At 63.6% G+C, this 14811-nt stretch carries 16 protein-coding genes; 10 read left to right on the top strand and 6 right to left on the bottom strand.

What is annotated here, in order from left to right; genetic code table 11:
• Positions 1–15: 15 nt before the first annotated feature.
• Complete coding sequence (locus AAG591_RS01055) at positions 16–666, bottom strand: hypothetical protein (RefSeq protein ID WP_342529048.1); 651 nt, start codon at positions 664–666, stop codon at positions 16–18.
• A gap of 85 nt (positions 667–751) precedes the next feature.
• Here AAG591_RS01055 and ispH point away from each other — a divergent pair, with 85 nt between their 5' ends.
• Genes ispH through rnhA form a run of 3 tightly spaced genes read left to right on the top strand, consistent with a single transcriptional unit; the run spans position 752 to position 3160 of the window.
• Positions 752–1738: a 4-hydroxy-3-methylbut-2-enyl diphosphate reductase gene (ispH, locus tag AAG591_RS01050; RefSeq protein ID WP_342529047.1), complete on the top strand. Its 987-nt coding sequence runs from the start codon at positions 752–754 to the stop codon at positions 1736–1738.
• A gap of 19 nt (positions 1739–1757) precedes the next feature.
• Positions 1758–2729, top strand: coding sequence for a homoserine kinase (gene thrB / locus AAG591_RS01045; RefSeq protein WP_342529046.1), 972 nt, complete (start codon positions 1758–1760; stop codon positions 2727–2729).
• On the top strand, positions 2726–3160 hold the full coding sequence (gene rnhA, locus AAG591_RS01040; protein WP_342529045.1) for a ribonuclease HI: 435 nt from the start codon (positions 2726–2728) through the stop codon (positions 3158–3160). Before thrB ends, rnhA begins: the two co-directional genes overlap by 4 nt.
• Here the strand turns inward: rnhA and AAG591_RS01035 are convergent.
• The 3 genes from AAG591_RS01035 to AAG591_RS01025 form a co-directional block, all read right to left on the bottom strand.
• Positions 3157–3333 (bottom strand): YegP family protein, encoded by a 177-nt coding sequence (locus tag AAG591_RS01035; RefSeq protein ID WP_342529044.1) that lies wholly within the window; start codon positions 3331–3333, stop codon positions 3157–3159. The two genes, rnhA and AAG591_RS01035, sit on opposite strands and share 4 nt — an antisense overlap.
• 65 nt (positions 3334–3398) lie before the next feature.
• Positions 3399–4496 (bottom strand): NAD(P)/FAD-dependent oxidoreductase, encoded by a 1098-nt coding sequence (locus AAG591_RS01030; RefSeq protein WP_342529043.1) that lies wholly within the window; start codon positions 4494–4496, stop codon positions 3399–3401.
• Positions 4497–4505: 9 nt separating this feature from the next.
• The gene (locus tag AAG591_RS01025) at positions 4506–5474 is read right to left on the bottom strand and encodes an alpha/beta fold hydrolase (RefSeq protein ID WP_342529959.1); all 969 of its coding nucleotides are present in this window, start codon (positions 5472–5474) and stop codon (positions 4506–4508) included.
• A gap of 97 nt (positions 5475–5571) precedes the next feature.
• Here AAG591_RS01025 and AAG591_RS01020 point away from each other — a divergent pair, with 97 nt between their 5' ends.
• The 7 genes from AAG591_RS01020 to AAG591_RS00990 all read left to right on the top strand — a co-directional run bounded on the left by AAG591_RS01020 (position 5572) and on the right by AAG591_RS00990 (position 12898).
• Positions 5572–6063: an A24 family peptidase gene (locus AAG591_RS01020; RefSeq protein ID WP_342529042.1), complete on the top strand. Its 492-nt coding sequence runs from the start codon at positions 5572–5574 to the stop codon at positions 6061–6063.
• A gap of 98 nt (positions 6064–6161) precedes the next feature.
• A complete protein-coding gene (cpaB, locus tag AAG591_RS01015; RefSeq protein ID WP_342529041.1) occupies positions 6162–7247 on the top strand; it encodes a Flp pilus assembly protein CpaB in 1086 nt (361 codons plus the stop codon).
• Positions 7248–7267: 20 nt separating this feature from the next.
• Entirely contained in the window at positions 7268–8836 is a 1569-nt protein-coding gene (locus AAG591_RS01010; protein WP_342529040.1) for a type II and III secretion system protein family protein, read from the top strand.
• A gap of 14 nt (positions 8837–8850) precedes the next feature.
• Positions 8851–9492: a CpaD family pilus assembly protein gene (locus AAG591_RS01005; RefSeq protein ID WP_342529039.1), complete on the top strand. Its 642-nt coding sequence runs from the start codon at positions 8851–8853 to the stop codon at positions 9490–9492.
• Between the two features lie 25 nt (positions 9493–9517).
• Positions 9518–10837: a pilus assembly protein CpaE gene (locus AAG591_RS01000; protein ID WP_342529038.1), complete on the top strand. Its 1320-nt coding sequence runs from the start codon at positions 9518–9520 to the stop codon at positions 10835–10837.
• Between the two features lie 61 nt (positions 10838–10898).
• Entirely contained in the window at positions 10899–11870 is a 972-nt protein-coding gene (locus tag AAG591_RS00995) for a type II secretion system F family protein (RefSeq protein WP_342529037.1), read from the top strand.
• The gene (locus AAG591_RS00990) at positions 11870–12898 is read left to right on the top strand and encodes a type II secretion system F family protein (protein WP_342529036.1); all 1029 of its coding nucleotides are present in this window, start codon (positions 11870–11872) and stop codon (positions 12896–12898) included. Before AAG591_RS00995 ends, AAG591_RS00990 begins: the two co-directional genes overlap by 1 nt.
• Before the next feature lie 155 nt (positions 12899–13053).
• Here AAG591_RS00990 and mtnP read toward each other — a convergent pair whose 3' ends face one another.
• Both mtnP and AAG591_RS00980 read right to left on the bottom strand, forming a co-directional pair.
• Positions 13054–13923: an S-methyl-5'-thioadenosine phosphorylase gene (mtnP, locus tag AAG591_RS00985; protein ID WP_342529035.1), complete on the bottom strand. Its 870-nt coding sequence runs from the start codon at positions 13921–13923 to the stop codon at positions 13054–13056.
• Entirely contained in the window at positions 13920–14807 is an 888-nt protein-coding gene (locus tag AAG591_RS00980) for a crotonase/enoyl-CoA hydratase family protein (protein ID WP_342529034.1), read from the bottom strand. The genes mtnP and AAG591_RS00980 overlap by 4 nt, the downstream gene beginning before the upstream one ends.
• Positions 14808–14811: the final 4 nt, after the last annotated feature.

The raw sequence follows: 14811 nt of genomic DNA, 5'->3' as shown, positions 1-14811 counted from the left end.
GCTGCCCTTCGAAGATCAGCGAGTGGCGTTGTAGGCCAGCTGTTCCTCGGTCAGCTGGAAGCCGACCAGCATCTCGAACGTGGCGGCCTGCACCGCAGCGCGGACTTGCGGGTCCGCCATCGGGTCGAGTGCGGCATCGACGTCGCCCGCCTTGCGGCGGCGGGTGATCTTGTCGCGAACTTCGTCGGGCAAGGTGGCATCGGCACGGTTGATGAAAGCGCCAGCCTGGCCCTGTGCCGTCGCGCGGTCCTGCCCATCAGCAAAGGTCACACTTACGGTGCCAACGCGTTTGGTCACGACCGAACTGCCACCGCGCAGCACGACCGAGAAATAGGGCAGTTCGACTGTCCGGGCGCCACGCGTGTCGGCACGGCTGGCGTAAACGTCGAAGGTCGCATTCGCGTAGACTTTCTCTCCCGCCTCGTCACACGTCGTGCGCAGATTGGTGATTGTCGCCTCGATATCGAGATCGCTCGCCAGACGGCTATCGGGTGAGCGGAACGTCGTGATATCGCCGGTATAGTCCGGAATTCCCACGGCCGGGCACAGCGTCCTGACTGCCTGCACGCCGACGCCCTGGTCGAGCACCAGATCGCCTTTCTTCGAGCACCCGGTCAGCGCGAACACTGCGATGGCGGGGGCGGCGTAACGGAGCGCAGGATGCATCTTGGTCTGGTCCCTGATCGGTCTTTTCGTCGAACTCTTCCCGGCCACCTAGCGGCGCGCGAACAGAATGGCTAGATAGGGTGGCATGAACGCCGCCTTTCCCGCCGAGCAAATCCCTTCCGCTTCAAGATCGGACCTTCCGGGTCTGACGATCCTGATCGCTGCTCCGCGCGGGTTCTGCGCCGGGGTCGACCGCGCGATCGAGATCGTCGAGCGTGCGCTGGAAAAGTACGGCGCGCCAGTCTACGTCCGCCACGAAATCGTCCACAACCGCTATGTTGTCGAAGGCTTGAAGGCCAAGGGCGCGATTTTCGTCGAGGAGCTGGATGAAGTGCCCGACGACGCGCCGGTGGTCTTTAGTGCACACGGCGTGCCCAAGGCCGTCCCGGCAGAGGCTGAACGGCGCAAACTCCTCTACGTCGATGCCACCTGCCCGCTGGTGAGCAAGGTTCACCGCCAGGCGGAGCGCCTGCTCGAAAAGGACAGGCACATCCTCTTCATAGGCCACCGTGGCCACCCCGAAGTGATCGGCACGATGGGGCAGGTCGAACCGGGTCAGATGACGCTGGTCGAAACGGTTGAGGATGTCACGAACCTGCCGTTCGATAGCGAAGACAATCTTGCATTTCTGACCCAGACCACACTCTCGGTCGACGATACCGCGGAGATCATCCGCGCATTGCAGGAACGCTTCCCCTCGATCGCTGCACCGAAGGCGGAAGATATCTGCTACGCGACCTCCAACCGGCAGGCGGCGGTCAAGGAACTGGCGCCGGGCAGCGATCTGGTGCTGGTGATCGGCGCGCCCAACTCATCCAATTCGCTGCGGCTTGTCGAGGTCGCCGAACGGTGCGGCACGCCCGCACGGCTGATCCAGCGCGCGCAGGAAATCCAGCCCGAATGGCTCGAAGGCGTGGGCACCGTAGGGCTGACCGCGGGTGCATCTGCCCCGGAAACACTCGTGCGTGAAGTGGTCGCAAAGCTCTCCGAATGGCGCGAGATCGAGGAACGGCCGATCCTGGTCACCGAAGAAAAGATGACCTTCAAGCTACCTCGCGAACTGGTCGACTGACGCGCGCGGGGGGCGCGACATGGCAGTCTATACGCATCTCACAGCGGCCGAAATCGCGGAGTTTCTCGACGCATACGACGTTGGTGACCTGCGTTCGGCCAAGGGCATCGCGGAAGGCGTTTCCAACTCCAACTGGCTGATCGAAACCGAGCGCGCGCACGCCTCGCAGAGGTTTATCCTCACCGTGTTCGAAGCGCGCACCGAAGCGGACGACCTGCCCTACTTCCTATCGCTGCTCGATCATCTGGCAGCGAAAGGCCTGCCCGTCCCCCGCACGATCCACACGCGCGACGGCGCGCTAATGCGCGAGGCTCGCGGCAAGCCATGCGCGCTGATCGAATTCCTGCCCGGTGTCTCGGTCGACGAACCCGAACCGGCGCAAGCGCGTGCGGTCGGCATCGCGCTGGCCGACCTGCATCTCGCTGCGGAGGACTTCCCGCAATCGCGCGCCTCCAGCCTGTCCCTGCCCATCTGCGTCCAAATGCTGCGGGATAACGCGGCCAAGTTCGACGAGATCGATCCGCAGCTTGATACGATCATCCCCGATTGCGGCGCGGGCGTTCTGGAGCACTGGCCCGTGGATCTGCCCGCAGGGACGATCCATTCCGATCTGTTCCCCGACAACGTGCTGTCCGTCGGCGACCGGGTGACCGGCCTGATCGACTTCTATTTCGCGTGTTCGGGCATTCTCGCCTACGATCTCGCGGTCACGCACGCGGCGTGGAGCTTCGACCTCGCCGACAATGCATTCCGGCCCGATGTCGGCCACGCACTGATCGAGGGTTACGAAAGCTGCCGCCCGCTTTCGGATGCCGAGCGCGGCGCGCTACCGCTGCTGGCCCAAGGGGCTTGCCTGCGGTTTGTCGCGACGCGGGTGGAAGACTGGTTTGCCACACCGGTTGACGGGCTCGTCCGCAGGAAAAACCCGATGCAATTCGCACACCGGCTTGCATTCTACCGCGCGCAAGGCGAAGCCGCGTTCACACTATGAGCGATGTACAGATTTTCACCGACGGGGCCTGCAAGGGTAACCCCGGCCCCGGCGGCTGGGGTGCGCTGCTGCGCAAGGGCACAACCGAGAAGGAAATGTCGGGCGCAGAGGCCGACACGACCAATAACCGCATGGAAATGACGGCAGCTATCGAAGCGCTGTCAGCGCTCAAGCGCCCGTGCACGGTCGATCTCTACACCGACAGCAAGTACATGATCGACGGGATCACCAAATGGCTGCCGGGCTGGCAGAAACGCGGCTGGAAAACCGCGGACAAGAAGCCGGTCAAGAACGAAGACCTGTGGCGCACGCTCGCTTCGCTCAATGCCAAGCACACGATCACCTGGCACTGGGTAAAGGGCCATTCGGGCCATGCCGAGAACGAGCGGGTCGACAGGCTCGCCAGCGAGGCGGCGGCCGCGATCCGCTAGGTATTGTCAACGATGTCCGCGTCGGGGCCGTTCGTCTTGATCGAGTCGATGGCGTTCTGCGCACTCGCCTTGCTCGAATAGCCTTCGGTCGAGAACATGATCTCGGAATTGTATTTGAAGCGGACCCGGTATTCGCCGGCCTTGTCCCTGTACATTTCGAAGGTGTGTGCCATCGCGCGCTCTCCTGTCTGTTGATTGTGCGATTCTGGCCCAGCCTAACGGATCGGCTGGCGCTTCTCTACCCGAAGCGGGCAGGTGCAAAACCTTCCGCATCGAGCGGGTCGGTCATCGCATCACGCGGTATATCGAGGAAAACTTGGCTGCCCAGACGCGCGGTTGCTGGTGCGGTCTGGATGCCGAAACCGCCCTGCCCTGCAAACCAGAAAAAGCCTGGCACGCGCGCATCCCAGCCGATCACCGGCTTGCGGTCGGGCGCGAAGCTTCTCAGGCCCGCCCAGGTCCGCTCAACCTTCAGCGTCTTCAAGTCGATAACTTTCTCGAGCCGGTCGAGACCTTCGGCCACCGCCAGCTCGTCGGGCGCAGCATCGCATGGGGGCATCGGCGTTTCGTCATGCGGGCTAAACCACATTGAACCGCCGCTCTCCGGCTTGAAATAGAACTTGCCCGAGATGTCGAGCGTCAGCGGCCCGCCGCGCGGCAATGCAGGTTCTGTCTTGAGTTGCAGCATCGTGCGTTGCAGCGGCTGGACGCCCAGTGCCCGCGCACCGGCCAGTTCGGCAAACGTATCCGCCCATGCACCTGCAGCATTGGCGATCGCCGCGGCCCGCCATTCCCGACCATCTGCGGATCGTAGCAGCCAGCCTTTTCCGTCGCGTTCTACCGTTTCGATGCGCGCACGCGTGACCAGGACCACCCCGGCAGCCTTTGCTGCCCGGAGGTAGTGCTGGTGCAGCGCGGCCACGTCGATATCGGCGCATTGCGGTTGCCAGATCGCTTCGCACCATTCTGGGCGCAACAACGGCACCTGCTGCTGCGCCTGGCCTGGCGCAAGCCGTTCCAGGTGCGCACCGGTTTCGGCAAATCGCGCTTCGAACGCATCCAGCGCCGCTGCGTCTTCCTGACGCCCGACATACAGCGCTCCGCGCGGGGCGAGGAAGCCCCCGTCCCGAAGATGAGCCGCAGACGCACGCGTCAGCGGAACGATCTCAGGCCCGCCATAGCATTCTTCCCAGAACGCCGCTGAGCGCCCGGTCGTGTGATATCCCGGCAGGTCTTCCGCCTCCAGCAGGAGAACGCGGGCATGCGGGGCGATTTCTGCGGCAAGGCTCGCCCCCGCAATACCGGCCCCGATAATCGCAACGTCGTAATCGGCCATCGCGCCGATTTAGGCTCTTTGTGGCGCTTTGCGATCCAGAAAGTCGGCAATCGCACTCATGGCCCGCCCACGCACTTCATCTACCTCGCGAAGTATTTCGTGGTGCGCCTCCTTGCCGAAGGGGACAAGCTCGGCATTGGGCAACCGGTTGGCGGCGCGTTCGATGGCGGACCACGCGACCAGCTGATCGTTCGTGGTTCCGAAAAGCATGACGGGCGTCTGCACGCCCTCCATCGCACCCTTTTCTTCGATCACCTGCATGGAGCGGATTGCAGCGGCGACCCAGCCCCAGCTCGCCGGGCCCATGGCGACATCGGGGCGCGCATTGCGCCACCACAATTCGTCTTCGTACCGATCGACATCGTGCGTCAGCAGCGCGCCGCGATCCTCGGGCAGCGCACCGGGCTTCTCACTCGTCTTCCAGGCTGGACGGCGCGCATCGCCAAAACCGGCGAGCAATTTCGAAGTCGGCCCGAGCAGCCATAGCGGAGCGGGCATGCCGACGAGGCCCAGCATGGGTGCCGAAAGCACCGCCGCGTCGGGCGAGACACGCTTCTCGATAAGCGCGCGGAGCACGAGGTGCCCGCCCATCGAATGGCCGACCAGCACATGCGGGCCGGGCGTTTCCTTGATCCACTTGCTCCACAATACGGCGAGGTCGGCGGTCCAGGTGCCGAAATCGTCGATATGGCCGGTAAGACCATCCTTCCCCAGACGCCCCGAAATGCCCTGCCCGCGCCAGTCGCTCGCGGTTACACGCCATCCGTCGCGCGCCCATTGATCCAGCGTTTCGAGGTACTTTTCGTAGTGGTCTCCGCGCCCCGGCATGAACAGGATCGAGCCGCGCGCAGGGCCCTCCCCCCCAGATTGCCAGTCGATCCTGCGAATGTCCGCACCATCGCCCGCCTGCCAGTGGCTTTCGGTCGCAACCGAAGGGATGACGCGGCGGTCGATGGGGGTTGCGGTCTCGTCTGGCATATAGGTCACTCTCGCATTCCGGTTTCTCTTGGTTACTTTTTGGTAAGCGCCAGCGCGTAGCACGTTCCGAGAAAGTGGGATTTGGGGCCCAATATCAATGGACGACTACCTGCAATATGCACTGCTGGTTGGACTGGCAATCGCGCTGGTCACGGCGGCGATTACCGATCTGCGTTCGCGCCAGATTGCGAACTGGCTGACCGGCACTGTCGCGCTGGGTGCCCCGCTATTCTGGTGGGCGAGCGGTCTTTCGTTTTGGCCTGGCGTAGCACTTCAACTCGGCATCGCCGCGCTCGCGTTCGCCATCCTCGCGGTGCTGTTCGCACTGCGCGCGATGGGTGGTGGGGACGTCAAATTGCTTACTGCGCTGGCGCTGTGGATCGCCCCCTTGCAGTTCGGCCAGCTGATCGTGCTGATGGCCTTGCTGGGCGGAGCGCTAACGCTGGCATTCGGCGCGTGGCACATCATGCGCCGCCGCAAGGACCGCCTTGCCATCCCCTATGGAGTGGCGATTTCCGCCGCGGGATTGTGGATCCTTGCCGCGCACTATTTCCCCGCTGCCGGGCGGGCGATCGGACTTACTGCCTGATCTAGCAGTGAACTTCATCTTAACCATTCGGCTCATAAACGTGGAAACCATGTCGGCGAAAGGTCGGCGCAATTTCGATCCTGGGGGTCCACTAAGTCATGGATAGGAAAAAGCTGGTACTGTTGCTGGCAGCACTGGTCATCGCGGCAGGAACGGCCTTTATCGCCCGTTCGATGTTCGCGGGTTCCAGCGCGCCGGAGGCGGTCGCCGCCACGGCAGATGCCCAGCCCACCGGGCCGCGCGTACTGGTCGCCAATCGCAGCCTGCCGGTGGGTACGATCATCACCCAGGATGCCATCGGGTTCCAGGCCTGGCCCAACGAACTGGTGCAAGACGCCTATTTCATCGACGGCGAATCCGACGTGAGCAAGCTTCTGGGCACCGTCGTCCGTTTCCAGATCACCGCCGGAGAACCGGTCACACAGGGCGCGCTCGTCGCGCCGGGCGATCGCGGCTTCCTTGCTGCGGCGCTCGCTCCGGGCATGCGTGCGGTCACGGTACCGGTCAACGCGAACACGGCCGTCGCCGGGTTCGTCTTTCCGGGCGACCGGATCGACCTGATGATGACCCACGATGCCAACGGCCTGAAGGCGACCGAAACGATCCTGCGCAACCTGCGCGTGCTCGCGACCGACCAGTCGACCAGCCAGAACACCGTCGATGGTCAGACCGTGGCGCGCACCGTCAGCACCGTGACGCTGGAAGTGACGCCCAAGATCGCGGAGAAGATCGCGGTCGCGCAAACCGTCGGTACGCTCAGTCTCTCGCTGCGGTCCATCGCGGACAATTCGACCGACCTGGAACGCGCGGTTGCATCGGGTGACATCAAGATTCCCGACAACGCGACGCCCGAAGAGGAAGCACGCCTCCTCGCCCGCGCTCGCGCCATGCCGAGCGACACCGGGTCGTCCTACGTCACTGGAGCCGACGTATCGCGCTTTGCGATCCGTTCCGCCACGCAATCGAGCCCCTCGGGTCCGTCGAACAATGTCGGTGAAGGTTCGTCCCCCATGCCGATAATCCAGGCTTCGAACGGGGTCCCAGTGCAGTCAGCTCCCGCCGCCCCTTCCGGCCCCACCGTGCGGGTCATGCGCGGTGAACAAAGCACCAGCGTAGCCGCCGGAAAGACTGGGGGCGTCAAGACCGACACCGCACGAGCCACCGCGATCGGGGGGCGTGAATGATCATGGAAAAGGCAATAGAAATGACCGCCAAGCATTGCACCGCTGCGCCCGCTCGGGCCAGGCGCAGGCTCCGGCCGACGCTGCTCTGCGCAGCGCTGTTCGCCGCCCCGCTTGCTTCGATGCCGACGATGGCCGACGCGCAGACTGTGGTACGCCCGACGCAGGATATCGTCCTGTCGATCGGCAAGGGCGAACTGATCACCGTGCCCGGATCGATGAGCGATGTGTTCATCGCCAACGACTCGATTGCGGATATCCAGGTCAAATCGCAGCGCCAGCTGTACCTGTTCGGCAAATCGGGCGGCGAGACCACCGTTTATGCCAGCAATTCGGCGGGCGACGTCATCTGGGCGGCCAATATCCGCGTGGGATCGAACATCGGCAGCATCGATCAGATGCTGGCGCTGGCAATGCCGCAGGCGAAAATCTCCGTCGCGACGATGGGCAACAACACCGTGCTGCTGACGGGCACCGTCGCCAACCCGGAAGATTCGGCTGAGGCGGAACGACTGGTTCAGGCCTTCTTGGGCGATGAGACCAACGTTATAGCGCGCATCACGACTGCGACCCCGCTGCAGGTCAACCTGCAGGTGCGTTTCGCGGAAGTCAGCCGTTCTCTGGTCCGCGCGTTGGGTGCGAACCTGACCACGATCGACGGCAGCAGCGGCTTCAAATTCGGGGTTTCGCGCGGTCGCGGTGCGTTCTCGCAGAGGGTCCCGGGCGGACCGCTCGCGACGGGACAAAACTTCGAAGGTGCCGGCTACAACATCGCCGACGGGCTTGAGGGAGGCACGACGCTCGCGGGCGTGGGTCGCCTGCTCGGCCTCGATATCGGTGCGGCGCTCGATCTGGCGGAGACCAATGGCCTCGTCACGACCTTGTCGCAGCCCAACCTCACCGCGCTCTCAGGCGAGACCGCAGATTTCCTCGCGGGGGGTGAATTTCCCATCCCGATCAGCCAAGGCCTGGGCGCGACCTCGGTCGAGTATCGGAACTACGGTGTAAAACTGAACTACACCCCCACCGTGCTTGCCAACGGGCGCATCTCGATCCGCGTAGCACCCGAGGTTTCCGAGCTTTCGACGCAGGGTGCGGTCACTCTTAACGGCTTCCAGATTCCGGCGCTGATCACGCGCAAGGCCTCGACCACGGTCGAGCTGGGATCGGGCCAGAGCTTCATGATTGCCGGCCTGATGAGCAATAATGCGCAAAGTGCGATCGACAAGGCCCCTGGCCTCGGCGACGTGCCGATCCTGGGCAACCTGTTCCGCTCGACCAACTTCCGCAGGGGAGAGACCGAGCTGGTGATCGTCATAACGCCCTACCTGGTCAACCCGGTCAACGGCAACGACATCCGCCTGCCGACGGACGGCTACAACAGTCCTTCGACGCTCGAGCAGCTTGGCATGAAGGAAGCCCGCCCCGCACCGCAGGGTCAGGAGGTACGCCCGATGCCGCGCACCAGCGACCGCCAGTCCGCAGAGCCCGGCATCGCCCAGACCGGGGCGGATACGGAACGTCGTGCGCAGCAGCCGCGCCGCAAGGAACGCAGCGCCTCCGCCGCTCCCGGCTTCAGCATCAACCAGTGAGGGGACATCTGGCCATGACCAATACAAAACACCTTGGCGTCGCCCTGATCGCCTCCACCCTCGCCCTGTCGCTGAGCGCCTGTGGGGGGCCCATGAACCACAGCCTGTATTCCACCGCGCAGCCGGTGGTCGAGCGCACGCATTACACCTTCGATCTCTTCGGTGGGCCAGGCGGGCCTTCGATCCCCGAACAGCGTCGCCTGGCGGGCTGGTTCGAGGCACTCAACCTGAAATACGGCGACCGCGTCTCGATCGAGACGGATGGGACCGATCCGGCAACGGTGACCGCAGTGGGCAAGATCGTCGATCGATATGGCCTCGCCCTCAGCGAGCACGCACCGGTAACCGAAGGCTTCGTTGAACCCGGACGTACCCGGGTGGTTGTCACCCGCTCGGTCGCGACTGTGCCGGGCTGCCCAGACTGGTCGGACGATTACGATGGCAACTACGCCAACGCCACCAGCCGCAACTACGGCTGCGCAACCAACAGCAATCTTGCTGCGATGGTCGCCAATCCGGAAGACCTGGTCCGCGGACAGGAGGTCGAAGGCAGCGCCGTAATCACGAAGTCGAACAGCGCGATCGAAGCCTATCGGTCCGGCAATAACGGTTCCGGCGGCGGCGCTGGCGCAACCACCACCAGCAGCCCCGACTGATAGCGCGAATGAACGAGGAAGCACGATGAACGCACCGTGGAATTCAGGCATGTCGGGTAATCGGGACCCGTTCGCCGCATTCATTTGCGACGATACCGCGCTCGACACCTTGCGTCCGGTGGTCGCCGAATTGGGCTGGGCGCCCGAGAAATGCGCGAAGGGCGGATTGCGCAACGCGATCCAGAGCCTTTCGGTCACTTCGAGCCCCAATATCCTGGTGGTCGATCTTTCCGAATGCAGCGACCCGCTGACCGAAATCAACGGTCTTGCCGAGGTTTGCGAACCCGGAACGGTCGTGATTGCCATCGGGCAGGTCAACGATGTGCGCCTGTATCGCGATCTGCTTGCCAGCGGGATCCACGACTATCTGCTGAAACCGCTCGCGACAGCGCAGGTGCGCGATGCTCTCAACGACGCGCAGACAGTGTTCAACACCCCCAAGGCCGTCGATGCGCAGACTGCCAAGCGCCACATCTCCACCGCGGTCGTAGGCACGCGAGGCGGCGCGGGCGCATCGACCATTGCTACCTCGCTCGCATGGCTGTTCAGCGACGAGCAGAAACTGCCGACCGCGCTGCTCGATCTGGATGTCCATTTCGGCACGGGCGCGCTGACGCTCGATCTCGAGCCGGGCCGCGGCCTGACCGACGCGATCGACAATCCAAGCCGGATCGACGGGCTGTTCATTGAACGCGCGATGATCCGCGCGAACGACAATCTCGCCGTGCTTTCCGCCGAGGCGCCGATCAGCGCTCCGCTGATGACCGATGGCGCGGCATTCGTTCAACTGGAGGAGGAATTCCGCCAGGCGTTCGAGATTACCGTCATCGATCTGCCGCGCAACATGCTGATCAACTTCCCGCAATTGCTTGCGGATGTGAACTTCATCACCGTCGTGTGCGAGTTCACCCTCGCTTCGGCGCGTGATACGATCCGCATACTGAGCTGGCTCAAGACATACGCCCCGCATGCCCAGCCGGTACTGCTCGCCAACAAGAGCCAGAACGGCCTGGCAGAGATCAGCCGTGCCGATTTCGAGGCATCGGTTGAACGGAAGGTCGACTTTGTCATCCCTTACGATGCCAAGGCCGCAACCAATGCCGCGAAACTGGGCCAGGCCTTCGTCGAAGCGAACAAGACCAGCAAGGTGGCCGCACAGATGCGCCAGATCGTCAGCCACATTCTTTCCGCTGGCGACGAGGTGCTCGAAACGGCCGAACCCGCAGGCAAGAAATCGCTGCTCGGTTCGCTGGACCTCAAGTCCATTATGTCGACAAGCAAGAAATCGAAGCCGTCCGGTACCAAAAAATCCAAGACCAAGGGGGCAGCGAAAGCCGACGCCTGATCGTGCTGCCAAGCCCTGACGGGTAATTCGGCACCTATCGGCCAGGACTCGAAAGATACCGATGGATATCATCCAGCTCTCCCTCGTGTTTATCGGATGCTTTGCGCTGCTCGGCATTGCGATCGCTGGCCTGAGCGGCCCGTCGATGCACAAGCAGGTGCAACGACGCCTGAGCGGCGTGCGCTATCGCCATTCGGAAAGCACCGAGGCGCGGGTCGAATCGCAGATGAAAAAGGCGATGGCCGCCCGCAAGCCGAAGGTCCAGCGTGTCGCCGGTGCCGGTTCGCGCACGGAAGCGCTGGCGCTGCGTCTCGAACGGACCGGCAAGCGCTGGACCGTGTCGCAGTACCTTTACGTCAGTCTCGGTCTCGCGCTGGTCGTTGGTCTGATCCTATACCTCCAGAGCGGCGTGCCGCTGCTCTCCTTGATTGGCGGACTGATGATCGGTGCCGCGATCCCGCACATGCTGGTCAATTTCTTCATCAAGCGTCGCACCGCGCAGTTCATCGCCAAGTTTCCCGATGCGATCGACCTCCTGGTACGCGGCCTTCGGTCCGGTCTTCCGGTAACGGAAACGCTCGCAGTGGTCGCCCAGGAAGTTCCGGGCCCCGTTGGGATCGAGTTCAAGGGCATCATCGAACGGATCAAGATCGGCCGATCGATGGAGGAATCGATGCAGGTGAGCGCAGACCGCCTGAACATCGCCGAATTCAACTTCTTCACCATTACGCTGGCGATCCAGCGCGAAACCGGGGGCAACCTGGCGGAAACGCTGTCCAACCTGTCCGACGTGCTGCGCAAGCGGTCGCAGATGAAGCTGAAGATCAAGGCGATGAGCTCTGAATCCAAGGCTTCCGCGTATATCGTCGGCGCGTTGCCGTTCCTCGTGTTCTTCATGATCTTCTGGATCAACCCCAGTTACATCGGCGCTTTCTTCCAGGACGAGAGGCTGATCGTGATCGGCCTGGGCGGGCTCGGCTGGATGGGTCTCGGCGTATTCATCATGTCCAGAATGGTGAGCTTCGAAATCTGATGGACCATTCCAGCATCCTTGCATCTGGCCTGATCGCCGGAGCCCCGGGCGGCCCCACCCTGCTTGGCGTAAACGTCATCATGGTCGCCACCGTGATGGTCGGCATTGCCGCGATGGCAGTGATGACCGCGATCTATGCCGCGGTGACCGTACGCGATCCGATGGCGAAGCGCGTCAAGGCCCTCAACGCCCGGCGGGACGAGCTGAAGGCTGGCATCGTCAAGGAACACGGCCGCAAGCGAAAGAGCCTCGTCCGGCGGACCGAGAAGACCGACCGCGTCAAGGATGCGCTCAACAGTTTCAACGTCCTCCAGCCAAGCCAGCTCGCAGCGGTGCAACAGAAGCTGGCGCACGCGGGCATTCGCAACAAGGAATACGCGGTCTACGTCATCGGTGCGCGCGCGATCCTGCCGATCGTGCTGGGTCTGCTGGCGTTCTATGTTTTCTACATGTCCGACATGTTTGCCGACTGGGGCAGCTTCAAACGTCTCGGCGCGCTGTCGCTCGTGGTGTTCCTCGGTTACAAGGGGCCCGAACTCTACATCGGCAACAAGGCCAAGAAGCGCACCGACGCGATCCGCAAGGGCCTGCCCGACGCGCTCGACCTGCTGGTCATCTGCGCCGAAGCCGGCCTGACCGTCGACGCCGCCTTCAACCGCGTCGCGAAGGAACTGGGCCGCGCCTATCCCGAACTGGGCGACGAATTCCTGCTGACCGCCATCGAACTGTCGTTCCTCAACGAACGCAAGAAGGCCTTCGACAACCTCGCCTATCGCGTCGACCTGGAAGCCGTGAAAGGCGTCGTTACCACGCTGATCCAGACCGAACGCTACGGTACGCCGCTGGCCAGCGCGCTACGCGTCCTCTCCGCCGAATTCCGCAACGAGCGGATGATGCGCGCGGAGGAGAAAGCCGCTCGACTGCCCGCGATCATGACCGTGCCGCTGATCCTGTTCATCCTGCCGACGCTGTTCATCGTCATCCTCGGCCCAGCAGGCTGCTCGATCGCCGACGCGTTTTCGAACTAGGTCGAGGTTCGCTGACCCATTGCAAAGATGCGTCATTGCGAGGGGCGAAGCCCCGAAGCAATCCAGTGCGGCTTTGCGACACGCTCCGGATCGCTTCCCCCGGATCATGTCCGGGGTCGCAATGACGAACCGCGCTTGACCGAGTTCGGCTGACCCTACCCCAGCACTCTTCCGGCGACCGCGTCCAGCTTGGCCATCAGCGTCTTGTCGCGCCTTTCGGGGGCGGTGATGATCGCGTGTTCGAGCGCGGTGTCCACCGGGCTCGGCGCGCGGGTGTCGGGCAAGGTCGCAACCAGCTCGTCGAGCATGGCGCGCGCGCGGTCCGCATTGCCTTTCAGCACGGCGAGGATGTCGAAAGCTTCGACGCCCGCCTCTTCATCGCGCCAGCTGTCATAGTCGGTGACCATGCCGATCAGCGCGTATGGCAGCTCTGCCTCGCGGGCGAGCCGCGCCTCGGGCATCCCCGTCATCCCGATCACGTCCCCGCCCCAGCCGCGATACATGCGGCTTTCGGCGCGGGTCGAGAATTGTGGCCCTTCCATCGCGATATAGGTTCCGCCGCGATGCACAATCGATCCGCTCGACTCCGCCGCATTGGCGACCAGCGCGGCGAGGCGCGGACAGACCGGATCGGCCAGTGAGACATGCGCCACCAGCCCTTCACCGAAAAAGCTGCTCGCGCGCCCGCTGGTCCGGTCGATGAACTGGTCCACGCCCACGAAATGCGTCGGCGCCATTTCCTCGCGCAGCGATCCGATTGCGCTGATCGCGATCAGGTCGGTCACGCCGCAGCGCTTCATCACGTCGATATTGGCGCGATAGTTCACCGTGTCGGGCGACTTCGCGTGCCCCGCCCCGTGCCGCGCCATGAAGGTCAGCCGGACATGGCCGACCGTGCCGGTGGTCACCGGACCCGAGGGTTCACCGAAGGGCGAGGAGACCTCGATCAGCTGCTGGTTCTCCAGCTCGATACCTTCGTAGAGGCCCGAGCCGCCGAGGACCCCGATATGCCATGCTTCGCTCATTTATATTCGGGCTCCTGCCACCAGGGATAGAAATCGGGCATGTCGGTGCTGACCTTGCCGGTGAAGTCGGGCGGGCGCTTTTCGAGGAAGCTGGCAATGCCTTCCTTCGCATCGGCCCCGCGAGAGAGGCGGTAGATCGATCGGCTGTCTATCCGGTGCGCCTTCATCGGGTGATCTTCCGCAGATAGCCGCCACAGCATCGCCCGCGTCATCGCAACCGAGATAGGCGAGGCGTTCTCGGCAATCTCACTCGCAAGTGCGCGCGCGGCGTCCATCAACTCGCCCTGCGGGTGGACCGAACGGACCAGGCCCGCATCGAACGCTTCGGACGCGTCGAAGATGCGCCCCGTCATGCACCACTCGAGCGCTCTCGACATGCCAACAAGGCGCGGCAGGAACCAGCTGGAGCAAGCCTCCGGCGTGATCCCGCGCTTGGCAAAGACGAAGCCAAACCGCGCATGGTCCGAACACAGCCGCATGTCGAACGGCAGCTGCATCGTCGCGCCCACGCCAACCGCGACCCCGTTGCACGCGCCGATCAGCGGCTTTTGCGAATTGAACAGCCGCAAAACCAGCCGCCCGCCGCCATCGCGCACCAGCGGATCGGACAGATCGTCGACGGTAGTGGGGTCCGAGAACACGTGCTTGCTCGTGCCATCCGGGTTCTTCGGCGGTGTCAGGTCCGCCCCGGCGCAAAAGGCGCGCTCCCCGTCGCCGGTGACGATCACCGCGCGCACGGCGTCGTCGGCATCGGTGATGTCGATCGCTTCGATGATCTCGTCACGCATCTGGTGCGTGAAGGCATTCATCTTCTCGGGCCGAAAGAGCGTGATCGTCGCAATCGGACCGTCGATATCGAGCTTGATCTGGGTGAAGTCAGGCATCCGC

This window comes from Citromicrobium bathyomarinum, assembly GCF_038594485.1.
In the GTDB taxonomy this organism is placed as follows: Bacteria; Pseudomonadota; Alphaproteobacteria; order Sphingomonadales; family Sphingomonadaceae; genus Alteriqipengyuania; species Alteriqipengyuania bathyomarina_A.
The sequence above is the reverse complement of the archived record's forward strand: the minus strand, read 5'-3'. Positions and strand labels throughout refer to the sequence as shown.

Excerpts from the sequence above, each read along its gene's own strand:
- cpaB (WP_342529041.1), top strand. The coding sequence starts at position 6,162 with ATGGATAGGAAAAAGCTGGTACTGTTGCTGGCAGCACTGGTCATCGCG.
- AAG591_RS01000 (WP_342529038.1), top strand. The coding sequence starts at position 9,518 with ATGAACGCACCGTGGAATTCAGGCATGTCGGGTAATCGGGACCCGTTC.
- thrB (WP_342529046.1), top strand. The coding sequence starts at position 1,758 with ATGGCAGTCTATACGCATCTCACAGCGGCCGAAATCGCGGAGTTTCTC.
- AAG591_RS01025 (WP_342529959.1), bottom strand. The coding sequence starts at position 5,474 with ATGCCAGACGAGACCGCAACCCCCATCGACCGCCGCGTCATCCCTTCG.
- mtnP (WP_342529035.1), bottom strand. The coding sequence starts at position 13,923 with ATGAGCGAAGCATGGCATATCGGGGTCCTCGGCGGCTCGGGCCTCTAC.
- AAG591_RS01020 (WP_342529042.1), top strand. The coding sequence starts at position 5,572 with ATGGACGACTACCTGCAATATGCACTGCTGGTTGGACTGGCAATCGCG.
- AAG591_RS00980 (WP_342529034.1), bottom strand. The coding sequence starts at position 14,807 with ATGCCTGACTTCACCCAGATCAAGCTCGATATCGACGGTCCGATTGCG.
- AAG591_RS01010 (WP_342529040.1), top strand. The coding sequence starts at position 7,268 with ATGACCGCCAAGCATTGCACCGCTGCGCCCGCTCGGGCCAGGCGCAGG.
- AAG591_RS00990 (WP_342529036.1), top strand. The coding sequence starts at position 11,870 with ATGGACCATTCCAGCATCCTTGCATCTGGCCTGATCGCCGGAGCCCCG.
- AAG591_RS01055 (WP_342529048.1), bottom strand. The coding sequence starts at position 666 with ATGCATCCTGCGCTCCGTTACGCCGCCCCCGCCATCGCAGTGTTCGCG.
- rnhA (WP_342529045.1), top strand. The coding sequence starts at position 2,726 with ATGAGCGATGTACAGATTTTCACCGACGGGGCCTGCAAGGGTAACCCC.
- AAG591_RS01035 (WP_342529044.1), bottom strand. The coding sequence starts at position 3,333 with ATGGCACACACCTTCGAAATGTACAGGGACAAGGCCGGCGAATACCGG.
- AAG591_RS01005 (WP_342529039.1), top strand. The coding sequence starts at position 8,851 with ATGACCAATACAAAACACCTTGGCGTCGCCCTGATCGCCTCCACCCTC.
- ispH (WP_342529047.1), top strand. The coding sequence starts at position 752 with ATGAACGCCGCCTTTCCCGCCGAGCAAATCCCTTCCGCTTCAAGATCG.
- AAG591_RS01030 (WP_342529043.1), bottom strand. The coding sequence starts at position 4,496 with ATGGCCGATTACGACGTTGCGATTATCGGGGCCGGTATTGCGGGGGCG.
- AAG591_RS00995 (WP_342529037.1), top strand. The coding sequence starts at position 10,899 with ATGGATATCATCCAGCTCTCCCTCGTGTTTATCGGATGCTTTGCGCTG.